16 protein-coding genes are annotated in these 17,641 nt (G+C 51.2%); 6 read left to right on the top strand and 10 right to left on the bottom strand.

The window, feature by feature from the left end; all coding sequences use genetic code 11:
* Positions 1 to 20 precede the first annotated feature (20 nt).
* From iolE to HWI92_RS09940, 3 genes are all read left to right on the top strand, one after another.
* Positions 21 to 923, top strand: a complete 903-nt coding sequence (iolE, locus tag HWI92_RS09930) for a myo-inosose-2 dehydratase (RefSeq protein ID WP_204663269.1) — start codon at positions 21 to 23, stop codon at positions 921 to 923.
* Between the two features lie 195 nt (positions 924 to 1,118).
* Entirely contained in the window at positions 1,119 to 2,576 is a 1,458-nt protein-coding gene (locus tag HWI92_RS09935) for a S41 family peptidase (RefSeq protein ID WP_229249259.1), read from the top strand.
* Positions 2,577 to 2,743: 167 nt separating this feature from the next.
* Entirely contained in the window at positions 2,744 to 4,729 is a 1,986-nt protein-coding gene (locus HWI92_RS09940; protein WP_204663271.1) for a T9SS type B sorting domain-containing protein, read from the top strand.
* An 81-nt stretch (positions 4,730 to 4,810) separates the two neighbouring features.
* Here the strand turns inward: HWI92_RS09940 and HWI92_RS09945 are convergent, their stop codons facing one another.
* Complete coding sequence (locus tag HWI92_RS09945) at positions 4,811 to 5,797, bottom strand: acyl-ACP desaturase (protein WP_204663274.1); 987 nt, start codon at positions 5,795 to 5,797, stop codon at positions 4,811 to 4,813.
* 138 nt (positions 5,798 to 5,935) lie between these two features.
* Between HWI92_RS09945 and HWI92_RS09950 the strand changes: the two genes are divergently transcribed.
* Complete coding sequence (locus HWI92_RS09950) at positions 5,936 to 6,679, top strand: lysophospholipid acyltransferase family protein (protein ID WP_204663276.1); 744 nt, start codon at positions 5,936 to 5,938, stop codon at positions 6,677 to 6,679.
* A gap of 162 nt (positions 6,680 to 6,841) precedes the next feature.
* Positions 6,842 to 7,234, top strand: coding sequence for a hypothetical protein (locus HWI92_RS09955; RefSeq protein ID WP_204663278.1), 393 nt, complete (start codon positions 6,842 to 6,844; stop codon positions 7,232 to 7,234).
* A gap of 65 nt (positions 7,235 to 7,299) precedes the next feature.
* On the opposite strand, the gene HWI92_RS09960 is transcribed toward HWI92_RS09955, so the two are convergent.
* Positions 7,300 to 7,746 carry a GNAT family N-acetyltransferase gene (locus HWI92_RS09960; RefSeq protein ID WP_204663280.1) on the bottom strand — a complete coding sequence of 149 codons (447 nt, stop codon included), beginning with the start codon at positions 7,744 to 7,746 and terminating at the stop codon, positions 7,300 to 7,302.
* A gap of 85 nt (positions 7,747 to 7,831) precedes the next feature.
* Here HWI92_RS09960 and HWI92_RS09965 point away from each other — a divergent pair, with 85 nt between their 5' ends.
* Entirely contained in the window at positions 7,832 to 8,044 is a 213-nt protein-coding gene (locus HWI92_RS09965) for a hypothetical protein (RefSeq protein WP_204663282.1), read from the top strand.
* A 1-nt stretch (position 8,045) separates the two neighbouring features.
* Here the strand turns inward: HWI92_RS09965 and HWI92_RS09970 are convergent, their stop codons facing one another.
* From HWI92_RS09970 to HWI92_RS10005, 8 genes are all read right to left on the bottom strand, one after another.
* Positions 8,046 to 9,776, bottom strand: coding sequence for a glycoside hydrolase family 9 protein (locus HWI92_RS09970; protein WP_204663284.1), 1,731 nt, complete (start codon positions 9,774 to 9,776; stop codon positions 8,046 to 8,048).
* 20 nt (positions 9,777 to 9,796) lie between these two features.
* Entirely contained in the window at positions 9,797 to 10,216 is a 420-nt protein-coding gene (locus HWI92_RS09975; RefSeq protein WP_204663286.1) for a Dabb family protein, read from the bottom strand.
* Positions 10,217 to 10,225: 9 nt separating this feature from the next.
* Positions 10,226 to 10,786: a DUF1697 domain-containing protein gene (locus tag HWI92_RS09980; protein WP_204663288.1), complete on the bottom strand. Its 561-nt coding sequence runs from the start codon at positions 10,784 to 10,786 to the stop codon at positions 10,226 to 10,228.
* Positions 10,787 to 11,010: 224 nt separating this feature from the next.
* The gene (locus HWI92_RS09985; protein ID WP_204663290.1) at positions 11,011 to 12,054 is read right to left on the bottom strand and encodes a DUF6807 domain-containing protein; all 1,044 of its coding nucleotides are present in this window, start codon (positions 12,052 to 12,054) and stop codon (positions 11,011 to 11,013) included.
* Positions 12,055 to 12,062: 8 nt separating this feature from the next.
* On the bottom strand, positions 12,063 to 13,403 hold the full coding sequence (locus HWI92_RS09990; protein ID WP_204663292.1) for a Gfo/Idh/MocA family protein: 1,341 nt from the start codon (positions 13,401 to 13,403) through the stop codon (positions 12,063 to 12,065).
* A 28-nt stretch (positions 13,404 to 13,431) separates the two neighbouring features.
* On the bottom strand, positions 13,432 to 14,799 hold the full coding sequence (locus HWI92_RS09995; RefSeq protein ID WP_204663294.1) for a 3-keto-disaccharide hydrolase: 1,368 nt from the start codon (positions 14,797 to 14,799) through the stop codon (positions 13,432 to 13,434).
* 107 nt (positions 14,800 to 14,906) lie between these two features.
* Positions 14,907 to 15,815, bottom strand: a complete 909-nt coding sequence (locus HWI92_RS10000; protein ID WP_204663296.1) for a sugar phosphate isomerase/epimerase family protein — start codon at positions 15,813 to 15,815, stop codon at positions 14,907 to 14,909.
* A 145-nt stretch (positions 15,816 to 15,960) separates the two neighbouring features.
* A complete protein-coding gene (locus tag HWI92_RS10005; RefSeq protein ID WP_204663298.1) occupies positions 15,961 to 17,640 on the bottom strand; it encodes a RagB/SusD family nutrient uptake outer membrane protein in 1,680 nt (559 codons plus the stop codon).
* Position 17,641: the final 1 nt, after the last annotated feature.

The following is a 17,641-nucleotide window of genomic DNA, read 5'->3' on the forward strand; positions in this document are numbered from 1 at the left end:
CCCCTTTCTAGCGAAAAAAAATGAACTTCGAAAACATTCATCTGGGCATAGCGCCTATCAACTGGACCAATGATGACATGCCCGAGCTGGGCGGTGAGAATACGTTTGAGCAATGTGTGAGCGAAATGGCGCTTGCGGGCTTTACCGGCTGCGAAGTCGGGAACAAGTTTCCGCGCGAGATCAATGTGTTGAAAAAAGCGCTGGACCTGCGGGGACTGCGTATTTGCAACCAGTGGAACAGCTATGAGCTTACCACCAAAAGCTTCGCGGAAAACCGCCAGAACTTTACGGCCCTGCTCGACTTCCTGGATGCCATGGGCGCCAAGGTAATTGGTGGAGGCGAAACAGGGAACAGCTGCCAGGGGCAGATGAACGTACCCGTATTTGAAGGAAAAGGCGTCCTCCGCACTGCCGACGAATGGAATAGTTTCACCTTCGGATTGAATGAGCTTGGCAAGATTGCGCGTGACCGCGGCATCAGGCTGGCTTTTCACCACCATATGGGTACCTGCGTGCAGACGATGGAGGAAACAGACCGGCTGCTGAATGAGACTGATCCGGAAAATGTGTACCTGAACTATGATTGCGGGCACTTCCATTTCGCCGGCGAAGACCCCGTGGCTGCTTTGAAGAAATACATCGGACGTACGGCCCATATTCACCTGAAAGATGTTCGGCAGCCTGTTTTGCAGCGGGTACATGATGAAAAACTAAGCTTCCTGACCGCCGTAAAGCAGGGTGTCTTTACCGTCCCCGGCGATCCTGAAGGCTGCATTGACTTCCCTTCCCTGTTTGCGACGATCCGGGAGAGCGACTATCACGGCTGGATTGTGCTGGAAGCAGAGCAGGATCCTGCAAAGGCTAACCCGCTCGAATATGCCATGATTGCCCGCCGCTATTTCCGGGAACTGACCGGCATCTGAGTGCTGTAACCCATAGATGTTATAATCTGATTCAGGCCCTTCGGGGCCTTTTTTTATGGGCGTGATTAAAACTTTTTTAATCCGCCACACATCTTCCGAGGGATACGTATTTGAAAACAGATTCGTTAACAAATCCAAACTAGATAAAGACGGCCTATGCTCATCCGTTTACCCCATTATCCAAACTGACTATCTATGTTTAATTCAAAAAGGCTATTTTATTTTTTTCTTCTTTCATTCGGGATTGTAGTTGCAGGCTGTAAGAACAAGGACGTTGAGCCAGAGGCAGAAGTTACTGCGACGGACTCTACGGGTATTGCCAAATACCAGGACGTTAATAACTGGCTGTTCGAGATCATGAACGATGCGTACTTCTGGTACAAAGACATGCCTGCGCAGTCGTCGCTCGACAATGCTGCTGAGCCCACCGATTTTTTCGAAAAGCTGATTTACAAGCGCCAGACGGTGGACCGGTTTTCTATGGTCACCAACGACATTGATGCATTGCAAAATGAATTTAATGGTGTAAGTAAGGTTTTCGGGATGAGCTACACGCTTTCTTACACGGATGCCGGCGAAAGCAATATTGCGGCTTTTCTTAATTATGTGGTAAAAGGCAGCCCGGCAGAATCGGCAGGTCTTAAAAGAGGAGATATTATCGTGAAGATCAATGGTACCCAGCTCACTTCTTCCAACTACACGACTTTGCTGAATGCCGGCGAGACAGCCACCTTCACTCTGGGAATCCTGAGCGGGTCTGCAATTACAGCCAGCGCCACGACAGTCAGCGTATCCAAGGCAGAAGTAAGCGAGGACCCTGTTGCATTCTCCACGGTTGTTTCAAAACCGCAGCAGGGGAAAACAATCGGATACCTGGTATATACCCAGTTTGTACCGGGTACTGCGGCAAGTGAGAACAAATATGACAATGAGCTCAGGCAGATATTCGCTGACTTTAAAAGCAAGGGAGTGAACGAGCTTGTGCTTGACCTTCGCTTTAATTCCGGCGGGTACATCAGCTCAGCCAAAACGCTGGCTTCCCTGATCGGGAAAGGTGTGTCCGATGCCAAGATCTTTTACAAGGAACAATGGAACGATAAGTACACGGCCTACTGGGAAAAGCAAAAGGGTACGGATGCATTCAAGTACCCATTTTTAAATGAAGCCAATAACATCGGGAGCAACCTGAGCCGGGTTTTTGTCCTTACATCCAATGGTACTGCGTCGGCGAGCGAACTGGTCATCAATGGGCTGAAACCTTATATGGATGTAGTAACGATCGGGGAGCATACGGCGGGCAAAAATTTGTTTGGCTCGCTGATCAGCGACGACCAGAACCGCTGGAAGTGGGGCGCGTATGTCATGCTCGGGCAAACTGCCAATGCCAATGATGAGTCGGACTACGGTACAGTCAATGGGATGACACCCAATTATGCCGTTGAAGACAATGTGATTCCCTACCAGCCTTTTGCAGATGAAAACGAAACGCTTTTCAGAAAAGCACTGGATGTAATGGGCATTCCGGCAAGCACCCGCCAGCGTGTGGTTGCTGCCCGGGAGGTAGGTACATTCAGGAAACAGCTGCGCGATAATTTACAGGTGCGTCCGGGTTTGATGATCAAAACAGGAGCTATCAAAACATTGAACCCGTAAAAATAGCTTACATGCGGGCTGCAAACGTGGAAGAGACCGGGTGTTCCGGTCTCTTTTTGTATTGACCGTCAGATTAAAACATTTGTGCAGCGACCGCATTTTATGCGTATTTACCCTATTTTTACAAGCACTTTCATATTCATGTTCAGACCGCGGCCACGGGATTTATGAAATTAAAACTTCTGCTGTTCCCTCTTCTTTTTCTTATTTCTTCCCGCTCTTTCGGACAGATCAAGCATACTTACCGCTTTTTCGAGGATCTGGAAGTGGCCAAACCGGAGTGCGGACCGGCACTTACGCCCGTAAGAGCTGCGGGATCATGCGGAGGCGCAAGCAGCGGCGGCAGCTTTGTGCAGGATGTGCTTCCCTGCTCTGTTCAGCGGAAGGTCTACCGTAATAATCTGAACTGGGGCCTTACCTACCCCAATACCGACAATGCGATTGCAGATACCTACACCATCCAGATGTATGTCAAACTTTCGCGCTTTTCGGGCGCACAGTGGGCAAGGATCATAGATTTTTCCAATGGAGTTTCAGACCAGGGTATTTACTTTGAAAAAAAGGATAACAACGAGTTTCGCTTCGATTTCTATCCTTTCGGGGTAAGAGATGATTTTCCTTTTTTAAATACTGACAGCTACAACCTGATCACTTTTACGAGGAATGGAGCTACCAATACTTTTGATATTTACATCAACAATACACTTTACCAGACCTATAATGACAAGGATGGCCGGTATGTAGGCCTGCCAGGCAATCCTGTGCACCTTTTTCGCGACGATGAGGAAGTAAGCTGCGAGTCGGGCGAGTTCAACCTGGCTTATTTGTCGTTTGGAGACAACTATTCGTCCCAGGGCGACCTTGATAAGGATTACGCGGACATCTGCGCCACAGCCAACATCAATCCGTATGCGGACTTTTCGATCAGTCCGAACCCGGCCTGCAATAATGCCCAGGAAGTGGAGATCAAATATACCGGCAACATTCCGGCACCTGGTACAGGCTATACTTTCCAGTGGGACTGGGGCGGGGGCCGCGTGGTTTCCGGCACCGGCATGGGGCCTTACAAGGTTGTTTGGAATACGACCGGTGAAAAAAAGGTGACACTGAATATTACCAATGTGGCCTGCGGAAACACGATTTCCAATACGAAGCAGATTATTGTCAGTGACCTGACGGTAGCCTCAACCCTCACACCCGGGAACTGTACTACCGGACAAGCCGGCACGCTCACGGTTACCGGACAAAAAGGTACTGCCCCCTACCAGTACTCGATTGACTCCCTGACTTTCCAGGCGGCCAATACTTTCCAGGTCATGCCTGCGGAGTACAAGGTTTATGTAAAAGATGGAAACGGATGTGTGGTCAGCAAGCCGGTAAGCGTGGAGTTTGCCAGTGATATTACGGTAAAAACGATTGCGGATGCGACGATTTGTGCAGGGCAGACAATTACCCTGGCGACTACGAGTAATGCAACAGGTTTCTCATGGTCACCGTTGAACGGTCTTGACAATGCCGGCGCCCAAAACCCTAGGGCCACGCCTGCCAATACTACCACCTACATTGTAATAGCCCAGGAAGGTGCCTGTACGCAAAGAGACACGGTGACGATTACGGTGACCGATCAGATCCAGCTGGTGGTTACGCCCAATTCGTCTGTGATTGCAGGCATCCCATTTCAGCTTTCCGTTTCGTCCCCGCAAATCACCAATCCGGCGGACGCCACGTACCTGTGGTCTCCACCCGAAGGCCTGAATGATCCTACCAGCCGCACTCCGAGAGCTACACTGGAAAACGACCAGACGTACAGCGTGCAGGTTGCCACTGCCAGCGGCTGCGGAGCGCTCGGCAGCGTTACCCTGACCGTCAGACAAAACGAAGGAATCAGCCTGCCTACGGCATTTACGCCTAATGGAGACGGGCAAAACGACATTTTCATGCCCATACTCCGGAGTATTGCTTCCATTCAAAAATTTACGATTTTCAACCGCTGGGGGCAGGTGGTATTCCACACCACACAAATGGATCAGGGCTGGGACGGCTACTTCAAGGGGGCAATTGCTGCCGGCGGGGATTACATCTGGGAAATACAGGGCACCTCCAATGAAGGAAAAGTAATCCGCAAAAAGGGCGCCGTGCTGCTGATACGCTGATTTGTGACTATTTATAAACATGAAAGTCCGGCCTGCACAGTGCAATCCGGACTTTTATGTTTTAAGTACCTGAGATGGAATTTAGCTGATCCAGCTGAATTCATACTGAAGATCAGGAACGCGGGTACGATCCGCAATCCTTTTCAGGCGGCCCGGAAGTGCCATCAGGTAATCGCGCGCTTTTTCAGCCTTTTCGTTCAGGTCACGCACTGAGCCAATCTGCCACTCGAGCAGTAGATCTTCCAGAATTTCAATGTAATCGTTGGTAGTATAAACACCCAGTCGCTGGGCAGCGTCAGAAAAGTGTGAGAACGTCTCGCCCATTTTCATTCCGGTTTCGCGCATGAAGTGGGCCGGCATGACGATTTTTTTACGCATCATATCTTCGAGCGCCAGCAGTAGCTCCGAAGGATCTACGGCCAATACCCGGCTTACAAATGCCTTATAAGCCTTGGCGTGCCTCATCTCGTCCGAAGCAATTACGCCGCATATTTTCGATAAATGAGGATTTCCGAACTTCTTGGCCAGGGTAGCGGTACGCCGGTGCGATACATTGGTCGCCAGCTCCTGGAAGGAAGTGTAAATGAAGTTGCGGTAAGGATCCCGGTCTGTACCGATATCAAAACCATCGGCAATCAGGTACTGGGTGGAAACCTCCATAGCCCGCATGTTGACGCGGCCTGAGAGGTAAAGGTATTTGTTAAGCAGGTCGCCGTGACGGTTTTCTTCGGCTGTCCAGCTTCTCACCCAGCCTACCCAGGGTGACTGCGGCTCTCCTACCTGGTCCACCCCAACTACGTCCATCAGCCACGATTCGTAGGTAGGCAATGCTTCCTCGGTAATTGTATCGCCGATCAGCACCGCAATGTAATCGTAAGGCAGGTCGCGGCAGCTTTCCTGCAGCAGCTTTACGTCGGTTACAAAGTTTTCGTCCCGGGAGTCGGGTAAAAAGTCGGAAGGCTGCCAGTTGGTATCTACGGGTTTAAGATATTCGACCATAAGCCCGTCCAGATCCCTGCCTATATGCTGCATTACTTCAAGCCTCTGCGCTGAAAGTGCGGTGTCCATTTGTTCGTGTTTTATACTCTGAAATTTTTACAAAAGTCGCAAAATAAAACCAATCCGGTTATGACTTTAATCATTTTGAGGCATACAAATTAGAATAAAACAAAGCAGTTTTAAACTATTTTTGCAGAAAAAATAAGAATGAGAAAAATCCTTGATTACCCTTTAAGTGCCCTTTACCTCATCCATTTCGGCTTAACCCTTCTTATTTTCCATGTTGCCCAGGTAATTGCATTTAATGTGTTTGGCAGTGAAGCGCACCGCCGGGTCGTCAATGCACTCAACTTTTCCCTGACTTTCGGGATGTACCTCACCGGCGCCCGTATCGTACTTGAAAACAGAGCAGTCCTGCCTCATCACCGTCCTGTTATTTTCGTTGCCAATCACCAGAGTCAGTTTGATATTGCAGCCGTTTACTGGTTCATGCGCAAATACCGGCCGCGTTTCGTTTCGAAGATTGAGCTTGCAAAAGGCGTTCCAAGCATTTCCTATAACTTACGAAAAAGCGGTGCCGCGCTGATCGACCGCAAGGATGGCAAGCAGGCGATCAGTGAAATAGCCAGGCTGGGCAAGCTCATCCAGGAGGAAAAATCTTCCGCCATTATTTTCCCCGAAGGTACCCGCACGGCAAGCGGCATCATGAAGCCCTTTGTTTCGGGAGGAGTAGCCACACTGCTGAAACGTGCTCCCGGGGCGCTCGTTGTCCCGGTCGCTATTGACGGCACCGGCACCTTCAACCCGAAAGGAATTTTTCCCCTCAGATCCTTTTCAACCCTCAGGTGGACCATATTACCCGGCATTGAACCGGCCGGGCGCAAGGTCGACGAAGTGCTGGCGGAAGCTCAGGAGGCGATTCGCTCGCAGCTTACCTTACCACTTTCCTGAGGCACAATTCCTTCATTTACAATTCTATATCCCGCATAAATCCTGAGCCTTCCACCAGGTGCTGTGCGGGGTTTTATTTGCCTTAACAATCGTTAACAAACCGCGTTTAAACCAATGCAGCCCGTGTATCTCTAACCCATGAACTTTAAATATTTATTGGTCATGAAAAAGATACTTGTTGCCGCCGCGATGTTTGTTTTCAGCTTTTCAATGGCTCACGCGCAGTATGGTCCACGGGACGATTACGGCTACCGCTACGAAGGTCACGTACGCTCCGACCGTACCATGGACATTGAGTACATGCAAAGAGAAGCACGCCGCCAGATCAACATGGGTGTGGAAAGAGGCTCGCTCAGCCGGCGTGATGCGCATATGCTGATGAGACGGTATGAGGGCATTGAGATGAAGCAGCGCCGCTTGTCGCACCGGGGAAGACTATCGCCCAGGGAAGCCCGCATCCTGCGCAGCGACCTCGAACAACTGATGGCTGACACCCGCAACATGAGTGGCCGCCGCGGGGATGAATGGGCGCGTGAGCCACGCCGCCGCTACTGATATGAATGACAGTTGAAGGTTTAGGGTATTTCAGAAAACGTTCTGTCGCTGACGGGACGTTTTTTTTATTGATCAAAGTAACGGACCAGCTTCACGTGCGACTTGGCAAAGCCCTCCCGCTGGTAAAAACGGTGGGCACTTTCCCGGGTAGCACGCGACGTAACTTCCATTTGAATGGCACCCCTGCTTTTTGCATAATCCGCAACGTGCTGCATCAGCAATTTGCCGATCTGCTGTGAACGGTATGCAGGCTCCACGTACATTTCCTGTATCTCGGACACCAATGCGGCATGATGCAGCAGCGGCTGAATGTGGCAGCTTACCATTCCAACAGGCTGACCGTCTGTCTCAGCGATAAAGTACCGGATATGGTCGCTGGCAATGTTCTGGTCAAATGCGCGCCCGAAGCCTGTGCTGTCCAGTCTTGCATTTTCGAGTCCGCAGATCATTTCGTAAATGATTTCCTTGTCGAATGCCGTAGCCTGTCTGATGCTTGTACGACTGATATCCATCGATGCGCTTTGTTTATAGGATGAAAATACACGATCTCAGATCCCTGGCCTGAAATTTGTCATTGTTTTTACAAAATATACGATCATGAAGACTGAACCAAATACCAAGCACGTGGAAGGCGGCTCTCCCACCCACAGCGGGCCAAAAGGCAAGGAAAAACAGGAAGACGACAGCATGGTTCCTCCCAAAACACTGGAAAAAGAAGCCGTACGCGACTCCGAACAAAAGAATATGAATGACAACGAAGGCTACAATGAGACTCCGCCGACGGTGCCAGTTCAAAAAGGAAAAGAATAGTTTACTTCATCAATGCCTCTATGGCTGCCGCCAGGTATACCATAGGGGCATTCCAGTTAATAGCGATTTCATTGGAGGCGTATGAGCAATCAGCGTCTGTAAAGGATTCGTCGGCAAATTTGCTCGTGTAAGTAGTGCATTTATCCTGCTGACCAGGGTTGGGGCCGCCAGACAGCAATCCGGGTACCGGCTCGGCAATACCATCTGCAATCGAAGGCCGGTGGTGCGGATGCATCACCTGTTTGGAGCCGAAGCCTGTGAGCAGGCAATAGCCCGTTGCATTGCGCCCAAGCAGGTAGTCGAGGTTGCCGAGGGCGGCATGTACATACTTGCGGTCGGCGCTGATTTTGTGTGCATACAACAGCACAATGCCCTGGTTGGCCGCCACAGAGCTGCTTCCCCAACTGTAATCCCGGGCATTTTTTCCCATCACCATCCGGTAAGCCTGCTGATCCGCACCATCCAGCAACTGATCCGCCAGGTCCATAATGCTTTTTTTCACCGCAGTCGCAAGCTGGCTTTCCAGCTTTGCACTTTCACTGTGACGCAGCAACGTATAGTACCCGAGTGCTTTCACCTGGTTCCACGAAGGCAGCGGAAGTACTTGTCCGGCCGGCAGAACGATACCTTTAAGATATTCTTGATTGTGGGTCAGCGCAAACATTTCCGATCCTGCCCAAATCCACTCGTCACTTACATCCCGGTCACCGTAGGCACCTGTCACGATGTCCGGCTCAAACTGCTTGTTCATTTCCTCCTGGTTGTAAAGCACAGCCGGGTTTTGTTTGCTCCACGCCCATGCCCTGACAGCGGCGGCCGAGCAGGAGTCGGCCAGGCCGGGAAGCTGACTATCAAAACCTTTGAAAACCCGTGCAGCCTGCGCCATAACCGCTACGAAATCCAATGCAGCAGCAGTACTTTTCTGAACTACATACCGTGGCTTGGTTGCGGCGTCGGGCATGATCATGCCGTCAAAGCGCGGATTCGTGAGTTTATGGTAAACACCGCCGTCCGCAGGATCCTGCATGGTGAGCATCCAGCGCAGGTTCCACAATGCCTCATCGAGCAGGTCAGGCACGGCATTGTTGCTCTCCGGGATACCGGCATTGAAGTCTTCAAAAAACGAAGGAAAATCTTCATAAAGCGACAACAAGGTACCCATCGTAATGCCCGAATTGACAATGTACTTGTTATAATCACCGGCATCATACCAACCGCGTGGCGAGCTGATGGCCGCATTTTCGGGCCGGGAATCTGATATTGCCGAAGCATGGATCAGCACGTTATCATCTGGGTGGCCGGCTTTACGCGCCCATTTTCCTGCATATTTTTCGGGAAGGCCTGCCGACACCCGCTGGTAGTAAAACCCTTTCAATGCCGCGATGGCGACAGGGCGGTGTACTTTTTCTTTGATTTCAAAAGGATGTGACTTGCCGCCCGCGGCCTCAACCACATATTTCCCGGGCTTCTTAAATGCCGAAAAATCAGCGATCCGGCTTTTTTTACCCGAATACTGGCTGGCTCCCTCCTTCCCCAGTTCCGCTCTGAATGCAACTTTGCCCGACACTGCATCCTTGATGGTAAATGCACCTTCCTGTCCGCCCACAACCACCGCAATTTTGGGAGCATTGGGATAGAAACCTACCTGGTTGAGCCGGACGGACTCCTGTGCGGTAGCGGCCGTAAAAAAAAGTGTGGCCGCAGCAGCAGCCAAGAAGTAGTTTCGGAACATAGCGTCGGGATTTGGGAGGATCAGGCTTCGTCGGCGTTTTTAGGGCCTACTGAATCATATACCAGTACTTTCTCCCACAAATGCGAGTAATTTTTCACAAAGTCGAGGTGGATCGGGTGCGTCTGATAGATCTCCTCCTCAATGATATTTTTGAAAAAACACATCCATGAAAATGTATAATCCCGGACGATTACGGAGCGGTTGGTACTTGCCGGCTTGCCGATATGCACATACTGGATCGTGGGTACTTTGGACAGCTTGTGCAGACCTTCGAGCAGCTTGGCTTCGTCCTGTGCATTGTTGGGATCTTTCAGGTAAAAGTACACATGGTGGATAAAGAGCTCCTTGCTTTTTTCCGGCGCAGCCGCCAGGGGCGACACCGTGGCCAGGCCAGCCAGACCTGCGTTCTGTAAAAACTGTCTTCTCGATTGATCTTCCATATAAATTGGTTATTGTACGTTCATTTCACCCAACATTTTCAGCAGTTCTGAAACCGATTTCCAGTTGCGGGTGGTGGCGGTGAGTTTTAGTTTATTTTCAAAAAAATTGTTGTTCATCCTGGCATTTCCATATCCGAGCGGACTGTAAAAATAGAGCACCCGTGTTCCGGTCTCAAATTCCTCGGGAAGGTACTTCTGCCTGTCCAGTGCGTCCACCAGTGAGGAAGTAGGTACATCGGCCAGAAAAGTTACATATAAACGGGTGATATCCTCATTTCTCCCGTTCAAAAAAGGGTTATTTTCAAATACCTCACGCAGGTACGCTTCGTCGGCCATGATTGCAGGCACGTCCATACCAAAATTCTCCCGGATTACTCCGGTGACAGCTGCCGAGAGCTTCGCAGGATCCTGCTCAGAATGCGTAAACAGTACATTCCCGCTTTGTATATAGGTCTTTACTTGCTTGAAGCCAGCCTGTTCGAGGGCACTTTTCAGAGCAGGCATTTTCAGCATTTTACCACTTACATTAACACCCCTGAGCAGCGCAAGCCACACCTTCTGCTTCATCATATCCAGGTTTGAAATACATTGTACAAATTGTGCAAAATACCAGGTAAAAACTGCTTTCAGGCAGACGCACTCAACTTTTCTGGTGCTGATTCCCAAAATACACCCTGCATTAGTGACGGTTAACGCCAGCTTTCCTGAGATCAGCTGAATTTTCGCGGATGCACCCAAACGCTGAAAAAGGCGCCAGGATGAGTTCCGGCGCCTTTTTTCCCAAACTGTACAGGTTACTTAACTTTGGCATAGGCCGCAGCCTGCGCATTCAGCGCGTCATCTGTCAGGTGCTCCGAAGCCACCACCAGCCGGTAGCGGAAGGTGGTCGATTCTCCTTTTTTAAGCTTGAAATTCAAAACATCCTTTCCATTGCTCAATGCTTTCATGCCCAATGGATTGACTGCAAAAAGTCCGTAGCCGCGGGCATGCCAGTAAGCCGGGTAGCCCACGTTTGCAGGGTGATCAATCATGGCGATGCTGATGTTCTCATCCTTTATTTTTCCGGTCAGATTACACCAGATTGCCCTTTTACCCCAAACTTCTTCGCCCGTGATCCCGTTGCTGTTGCGATAGTTGCCCGTAACCCCTGCATTGTTCATTACAGGAACCTTGGTGGCAATGCCGCTGGCATCGGTGAAAATCTCGGCCTTGTCGGAGGGCAGTTCAAGTTCACGCGCGACTCGGATCGCGAACATGCCGTCTTTCACATCGGGCATCGCTACTTCATCCATCACGGCGGTCAGCGTGGTCGCCCGGTCGATGGTACGGGTACTACCCTTCCCGCTGAACACGTAGGTTGTGGTTTCTTTCAGCGTAAGTTTGCCGTCCTTGTCTACCCAGTCGGCAGTAACCGTCAGCGCTCCTTTGTCCTTCCCCCCCTTCGCGGATTTAATACCGGTATGGATGATGGTTCCGTATGGCCGCTTGTTATGGTCTACGGCGTCGGAGTTGTTCCAGTAATCGTTACCGTTCACATCCTCATAGTTGAGCCAGATGCCCACATGGTGGGGATGGTCCACGCGCTCTCCCGGGCGGGGATCGAGCGGCCAGCCGCGGGTTACGATTGTTCCTTTGTCGGTTTGTACCGGGTACAGCACGGCCTTTTTCAGAACGTCGGGACCCGGGTAGTAGTAGGCGGTAAATGGTTTACCATCAATGCTGACCTCTACCTTTTTCTCCTTCTCATTGGTGACGAGCTCCACCTTCTGCGCCACTGCCAGTCCTGAGGTCAGGCCGAGTGCCAGCAAGGCGGCGCCTGCTTGTTTCAGCTTTATCATATTCGTTTTCAGCTCAGAAGAATCTCCTTTTTGCCTGGCTCCCAGGTAACCCGCTTGCCGGTATGCAATGCCTGCGTGGCCATGATATTGGCGACAGAGTGGTTAAATCCGACCCGCGCCGGTGCATTGGTTTCCTTGCGGCTGCGGATGCATTCCATCCAGTTGCGCATGTGCAGGGAAGTCATCGGGTCGGCGCCGGTGTTGGCATCGGTAGCAATTTTGTCCCCTGTTTTCAGCGACATTTCGGGCAGCAGATTAGCCTGTAAGCCCATTCCTTTGGCATCTTTTTCCTTTAAGCCGCCTTCGGAAGTTATCTTGTTGGTGTCGAGGTTGATCATACCTCCATTGGAATAATAGTACTCCTTCACGCCGCCGGCCTCGTTGTTGAAGCGGGATGAATAAATGACCTGAAAACCTTTGGATTTATCATCAAACGGACCATACTCGAAAGCCGCACTGAATGTGTCCACATTGGTACGACCATCTTTCCAGGTGTAAATGCCACCATTCGCAACCACATTCCGGGGTGCGTCCAGACCCGAAAACCAGTGAACCGTATCAATCTGATGGGCCATCCACTGGCCGGGAATACCGGATGAGTATGGATAAAAAAGGCGGAATTCAAGATAGTAGCGCGGGTTCCAGGCTACTTTGGGGCGGTTCATGAGGAAACGGTCCCAGTCTGTATCCTCTTTCCGGATCTGCTCCACGAGCTCCTTGCGTCTCCACCTGCCTGGCTGGTTTACGTTCCATGTCATTTCCACGGTGGTAATATCCCCGAATTTGCCTGATTTAATATACTCATAAGCAGCCCAGTAATTGGGTGCCGAGCGCCGCTGTGAGCCTACCTGTACAATCTGCTTGGAGCTTTCAACCGCTTTCAGTGCAACCTTTGCGTCTTCAATGGTTTCGGCAAAAGGTTTTTCCACATACACATCCCGGCCCGACTTTACCGCTTCTGCACAATGCAGCGCGTGCTGGAAATCGGCGGTACTGATGATCACTGCATCCACATCCTTGCGGCCGAGCAGCTCTTCATTGTTGCGTGCTTTTACAAATTCATTGCCGGACCACCCCTTGGACTTCATAAAAGCTTCCGCCTCATCGCGACGGCGGTTCCAGAGGTCGGATACGCCCATAAACTCAAAGTTCAGTTCTTTGGCATGATCGGAAAAACTAGGTGCCAGGGAGCTGCGGAAACGGTCCGAAAACCCGATGATACCCACCCGCACGCGGTCATTTGCACCCAGTATGCGCCGGTAGCTGGCTGCCCCGAAAGCCTGTGACCCGGCGGCAATGCCTGCTGAGGCCAGTGTTGCAGTTTTGATAAAATCCCTCCTGCTGGTCATGATGTAAAATGGTTTATTTTGATACTTTTTACAAAATCTGCCTCACTTTAAGGCTCCTGAATGACACATTGTCTCCGTGGTCCTGCAAGAGAAGGTAACCTTCCTGTGAAAGTCCGAAACCTTCGAATCCCTTGAACTTGGACCCGGCCACAAAATCCTTGTACTGCTGCGAGCCGCGCACATATTCCACCACCTTGAAACCGTTCAGGAAATGCTGGACCGTACCATCCTTTTGTACCACAATCCGGCCCTGGTTCCATTCCCCGATTTTCTTCACCGAGTTTCCGGGACGCTCTGCAGGGATCACGTCGTAAAATGAAGCAAGCGTACGGTTCCCGTTTTTGCCCAGCTTGGCGTCGGGGTGCTTTTCATCATCGAGCACCTGGTACTCGCAGCCTATGCCTGACTTCCCATTTGCATTGAATTTCGGATCAACAAAATATTTTACGCCACTGTTGGCACCCTCCGTCAGTTTGAAATCAAATGCAAATTCAAACGCTGGACCGTACATCTTGCGGGTCACGATATCATTGCCCGTCTCTGAGCCGTCGGACTTGGAAACGGTGATCGTGCCGTCCTGGTAGTTCCACCTTTTCGACGGAAAGTCGTTGCCCTGATAAGCCTTCCACTGATCGGCAGATTTACCGTCATAAAGCAGGGAAAATCCGAGTGACTTTTCAGCATCCGAAAGCTGATTAGGAATAAGGTTCACAACCCGGATTTTGCTGGCAGGCGACGGTTTCAGGCCGGTAGTTTTGATACGAATGTTCTTCCAGCTGACCTGGGTACCTTCCAGCTCCTTGCTGCTGATCGCGTGCACCTGCAGACAAATAAATCCGCTCGCCGTCATGTCGTCGATCACGTGCGCAACCGGTACGTCATTGACAAACGTCCTGATCGAATTTCCTATCGCCTCAATGCGGTATTTGTTCCAGGCTTCCTTTTTAAATGCTTTCCCCGCATCCGGGTTCAGGTCGAGGGGATACAGCCAGCCGCGGCGGGCCTCGTCGTAAATGCCTCCCGAATAAGCACGGTCGCTGGGATCTATTTCCACCTGGTAGCCATGCACGCGTCCATTCTGGTAGTCGGGCGTGGACAGGCTGCGGATCTGAATGCCTGAGTTAAGCTTATTATCCACTTTCAACTCGCATTCCAGTATAAAATCACCGTAATTTTTCTCGGTAGTCAAGAAAGAGTTGGGGGTATCCGTCACGGAAGTTCCCACGATTGCCCCGTCCTTTACCTCATATTTTGCCTTACCATTCAGCTGCTTCCAGCCAGTCAGGTCCTTCCCATTGAAAAGCATTGTCCACCCATCCTTCCCGGCCTGGGCCGATGCAAGATGCTGAGCAAAAACGGTAAGACTGACAATCAAAAGCACTCCAAGCTTGTTCATACAAAAGTTATTATATTCAAAAAAAATCAGTGCAGCTGCTGTTTAGCATAACGACGTACCTGCATGACTACCCTTACAGCCGCACATCAGACTATCTCTTTTAAGCCTCAGATCGGGTACTTAAGTGTCTCGGTAATGTATTTCTTGTTGATTTCGGCACAAACGAGGGGTGACTTTTCGGGATCCGGTACGCCATCCAGTTCCACCACGGCCCAGCCTTTGAACTTAACTTTGTCCAGGGCTGCAAATACGGCAGGCACATCCACCCTCCCCTGCCCCAGCTCCACAAACTTGTAGCCGTTTTTAGTATCAGCAGGCTTGGTATCTTTCAAATGCAGCGAATGCAGCACGCTTTTGTATTTGACCACTGCTTCCTGCGGTTCACCGCCTCCCTGCTTGTAATGCGCAATATCCAGCAATAGCTTCACATACCTGGGGTCCATAGCCTGTACAATCACGTCCACTTCCTCGGGCGTTTCACCCAGCTGGTGCATGTGATTGTGGTATACAGCCTGTACTCCGAGATCCGCCGTCTGCTTGCCGATCTGGTTCATTACTTCTGCCAGCTTTTTCAGCGATTCCATTGTTGGCTTGCCTTCTTTGGGGCGTAAACTGTTGGTCAGCTGAATCGCGCTGCCGCCCAGGGCTTTAACAAAACTGGCATGTGCCACATGCGTATCAATGGTACTTTCCAGTTTGGCGGGATCGGTATCCACATTCCCGCTCGAAAACATGCAGAGCGTAAGAGCGTTTTTCTGCAAGGCATCTTTCAATTCCGAAACCCGGTTCCGGTAAGGCCCGAATGTATTGGCGCGCAGCTGCACGCCCCGGAACCCAAGACCAGCCAGCTCGGTGATCGCCTGCTCGTCTTTTCCGCCCCAGGTAATGGAGGAATAACCGATTTTGATATCACCTTTTTTTACCAAATCCCCGGCCAGGAGCGGCGAGCCCATGAGTGCTGCCGAGGCAAATGAGGCGGTCCGGATAAAGGTTCGTCTGGTGTAAAGGGAGCTCATTTATTTTTTGTTTAATGTAAAACAAAGGTCTGCTAAGCCAAAAAACGGCCCGCCTGATATTAAAAGCTCGGCGGGCCGTTTTACTTACTCTTAAAAAACGTTCGGGATTGTCCGCCGGTGACTTGCGCTTTTGGTAAAAGCCGGCCTAGTAACCCGGATTCTGCGGAAAACCCGCACTGCCGTCAGAGGCCTTGTCACTCCGGTCAATCTGTGTCTGCGGAATGGGTCGCAGTACATGGGTAGGCTTGATGTTGGCAGCTCCATCAGGATTATATTTCTTTACACGGTCCACCAGCACGCCCCAGCGTTTCAGATCAAGCCAGCGCGTTTGCTCGCCCAAAAGCTCGCGGCCCCTTTCCTCCATTAATACTTCCATAGTGAGGTCCGCGGGCTTGATTTCCATGGCTGTTTCCTTGCCGGGAAATGCAGCGCGGCGGCGCACCATATTGATGGCAGCAGCAGCTTCCACCGTTTTGCCCTGGCTCAGAAGCGCCTCCGCCAGGATCAGGTAAGTATCCGCCAGCCTGAATGCCAGGTAGTCGCGGCTGCCGGGTTCCCAGGTTTTGTCGGGCCGCATCGGGTCCATGAATTTAATCAGCGTCGGGAAAAGGGAGTTGTTATAAAGGCTGGGTACAAGCACCTGGTAAGGCTTTGCCGCCCGCTGTGCCAATGTCCATTCTACTCCCGGAATGTAGATCGTCGTATCGCCCGGCTTAAAGGTCACGGAAGCTTTTGAGTTGTCAAAAACATTCGTGAAAGTTCCTCCGGCCGTGTTGCACAACCAGGTCGACCGGAAGGTTTTCTGGTAGCGGGAGTCATTTACCCGATCTTTAAAAACCGTTTCCAATGTATAAGTAGTAGGTCGCAGCCGCTTGAATGGCCGGTCATAAGTGATGTCGCGCTGCATGCCCGCCTGTACGTCATACTGCATGCCGAAGTAGAGGTGCAGGGTATTTCCGGTACCATTGGTGAGTGCATCTGCGGTGTACTGGACTGAAAAAACCACCTCATCATTAATCTCGCCGGCACCCTGCGCAAAGACACTAGCGAAATCGGGCAGAAGCCTGAATCCATAGTTGGTCACCACATTCTGGGCGTAGGTGGCAGCTTTCACGTAATCGTCGGCAGCTTTGGCTGTGGAAGTAGCTTTGGTCAGGTAAACCCGGGCCAGCAAATGCTCCGCCGCAGCCTTGGTAGCCCGTCCGTAATCGGCTGACTTCGCCTTATTTTCAAGCACGGGCAAGGCTGCTTCCAGGTCGGCGATAATGGCAGCATACATCTGGTCCTCGCTGGCGCGGGTAGTTGCCTTGGTAGCGCTCACCGTCTCACTGAGGCGCAGGTCAACCCCTCCGAACTGCTGCATGAGGTTAAAATAGTACAGGGCACGCAGGAATTTCATTTCGGCCACGCGCTGCGCTTTTACCGCATCTGCCACCCCTGTTATGCCAGGCGCCCGGTCGATAACGGCATTGCAGGTGTTGATGCCTTTGTAAGTTTCCTCCCAAAGCTCCTGGATAATACTGACGGTACCAATGAGCTGCGAATCGTACAGGTGAAAACCTTTGAAGCTGCCGTCGGCTCCGGTGGTGTAAAGATCGGTGCCGAACTCGGTCATGCTGAGGCCGCGCTCGGTGCCATAGTAGCTCCGCAGTGAGGAATATGCTGCATTGACTGCCGAGTTGAACCCGGCCGCGGAGTTCATGTAATCGTCGGAAATGCTGGAAATTACGTCTTCGTCCAGGATATCCTTGCATGCCTGTCCTGAGAGGAGCAGCACGGCAAGTCCGATATACTTTAAAGTCCTGGTCATATAGGTCAGTTTCATT

The organism is Dyadobacter sandarakinus (assembly GCF_016894445.1).
GTDB classification, from domain to species: Bacteria; Bacteroidota; Bacteroidia; order Cytophagales; family Spirosomataceae; genus Dyadobacter; species Dyadobacter sandarakinus.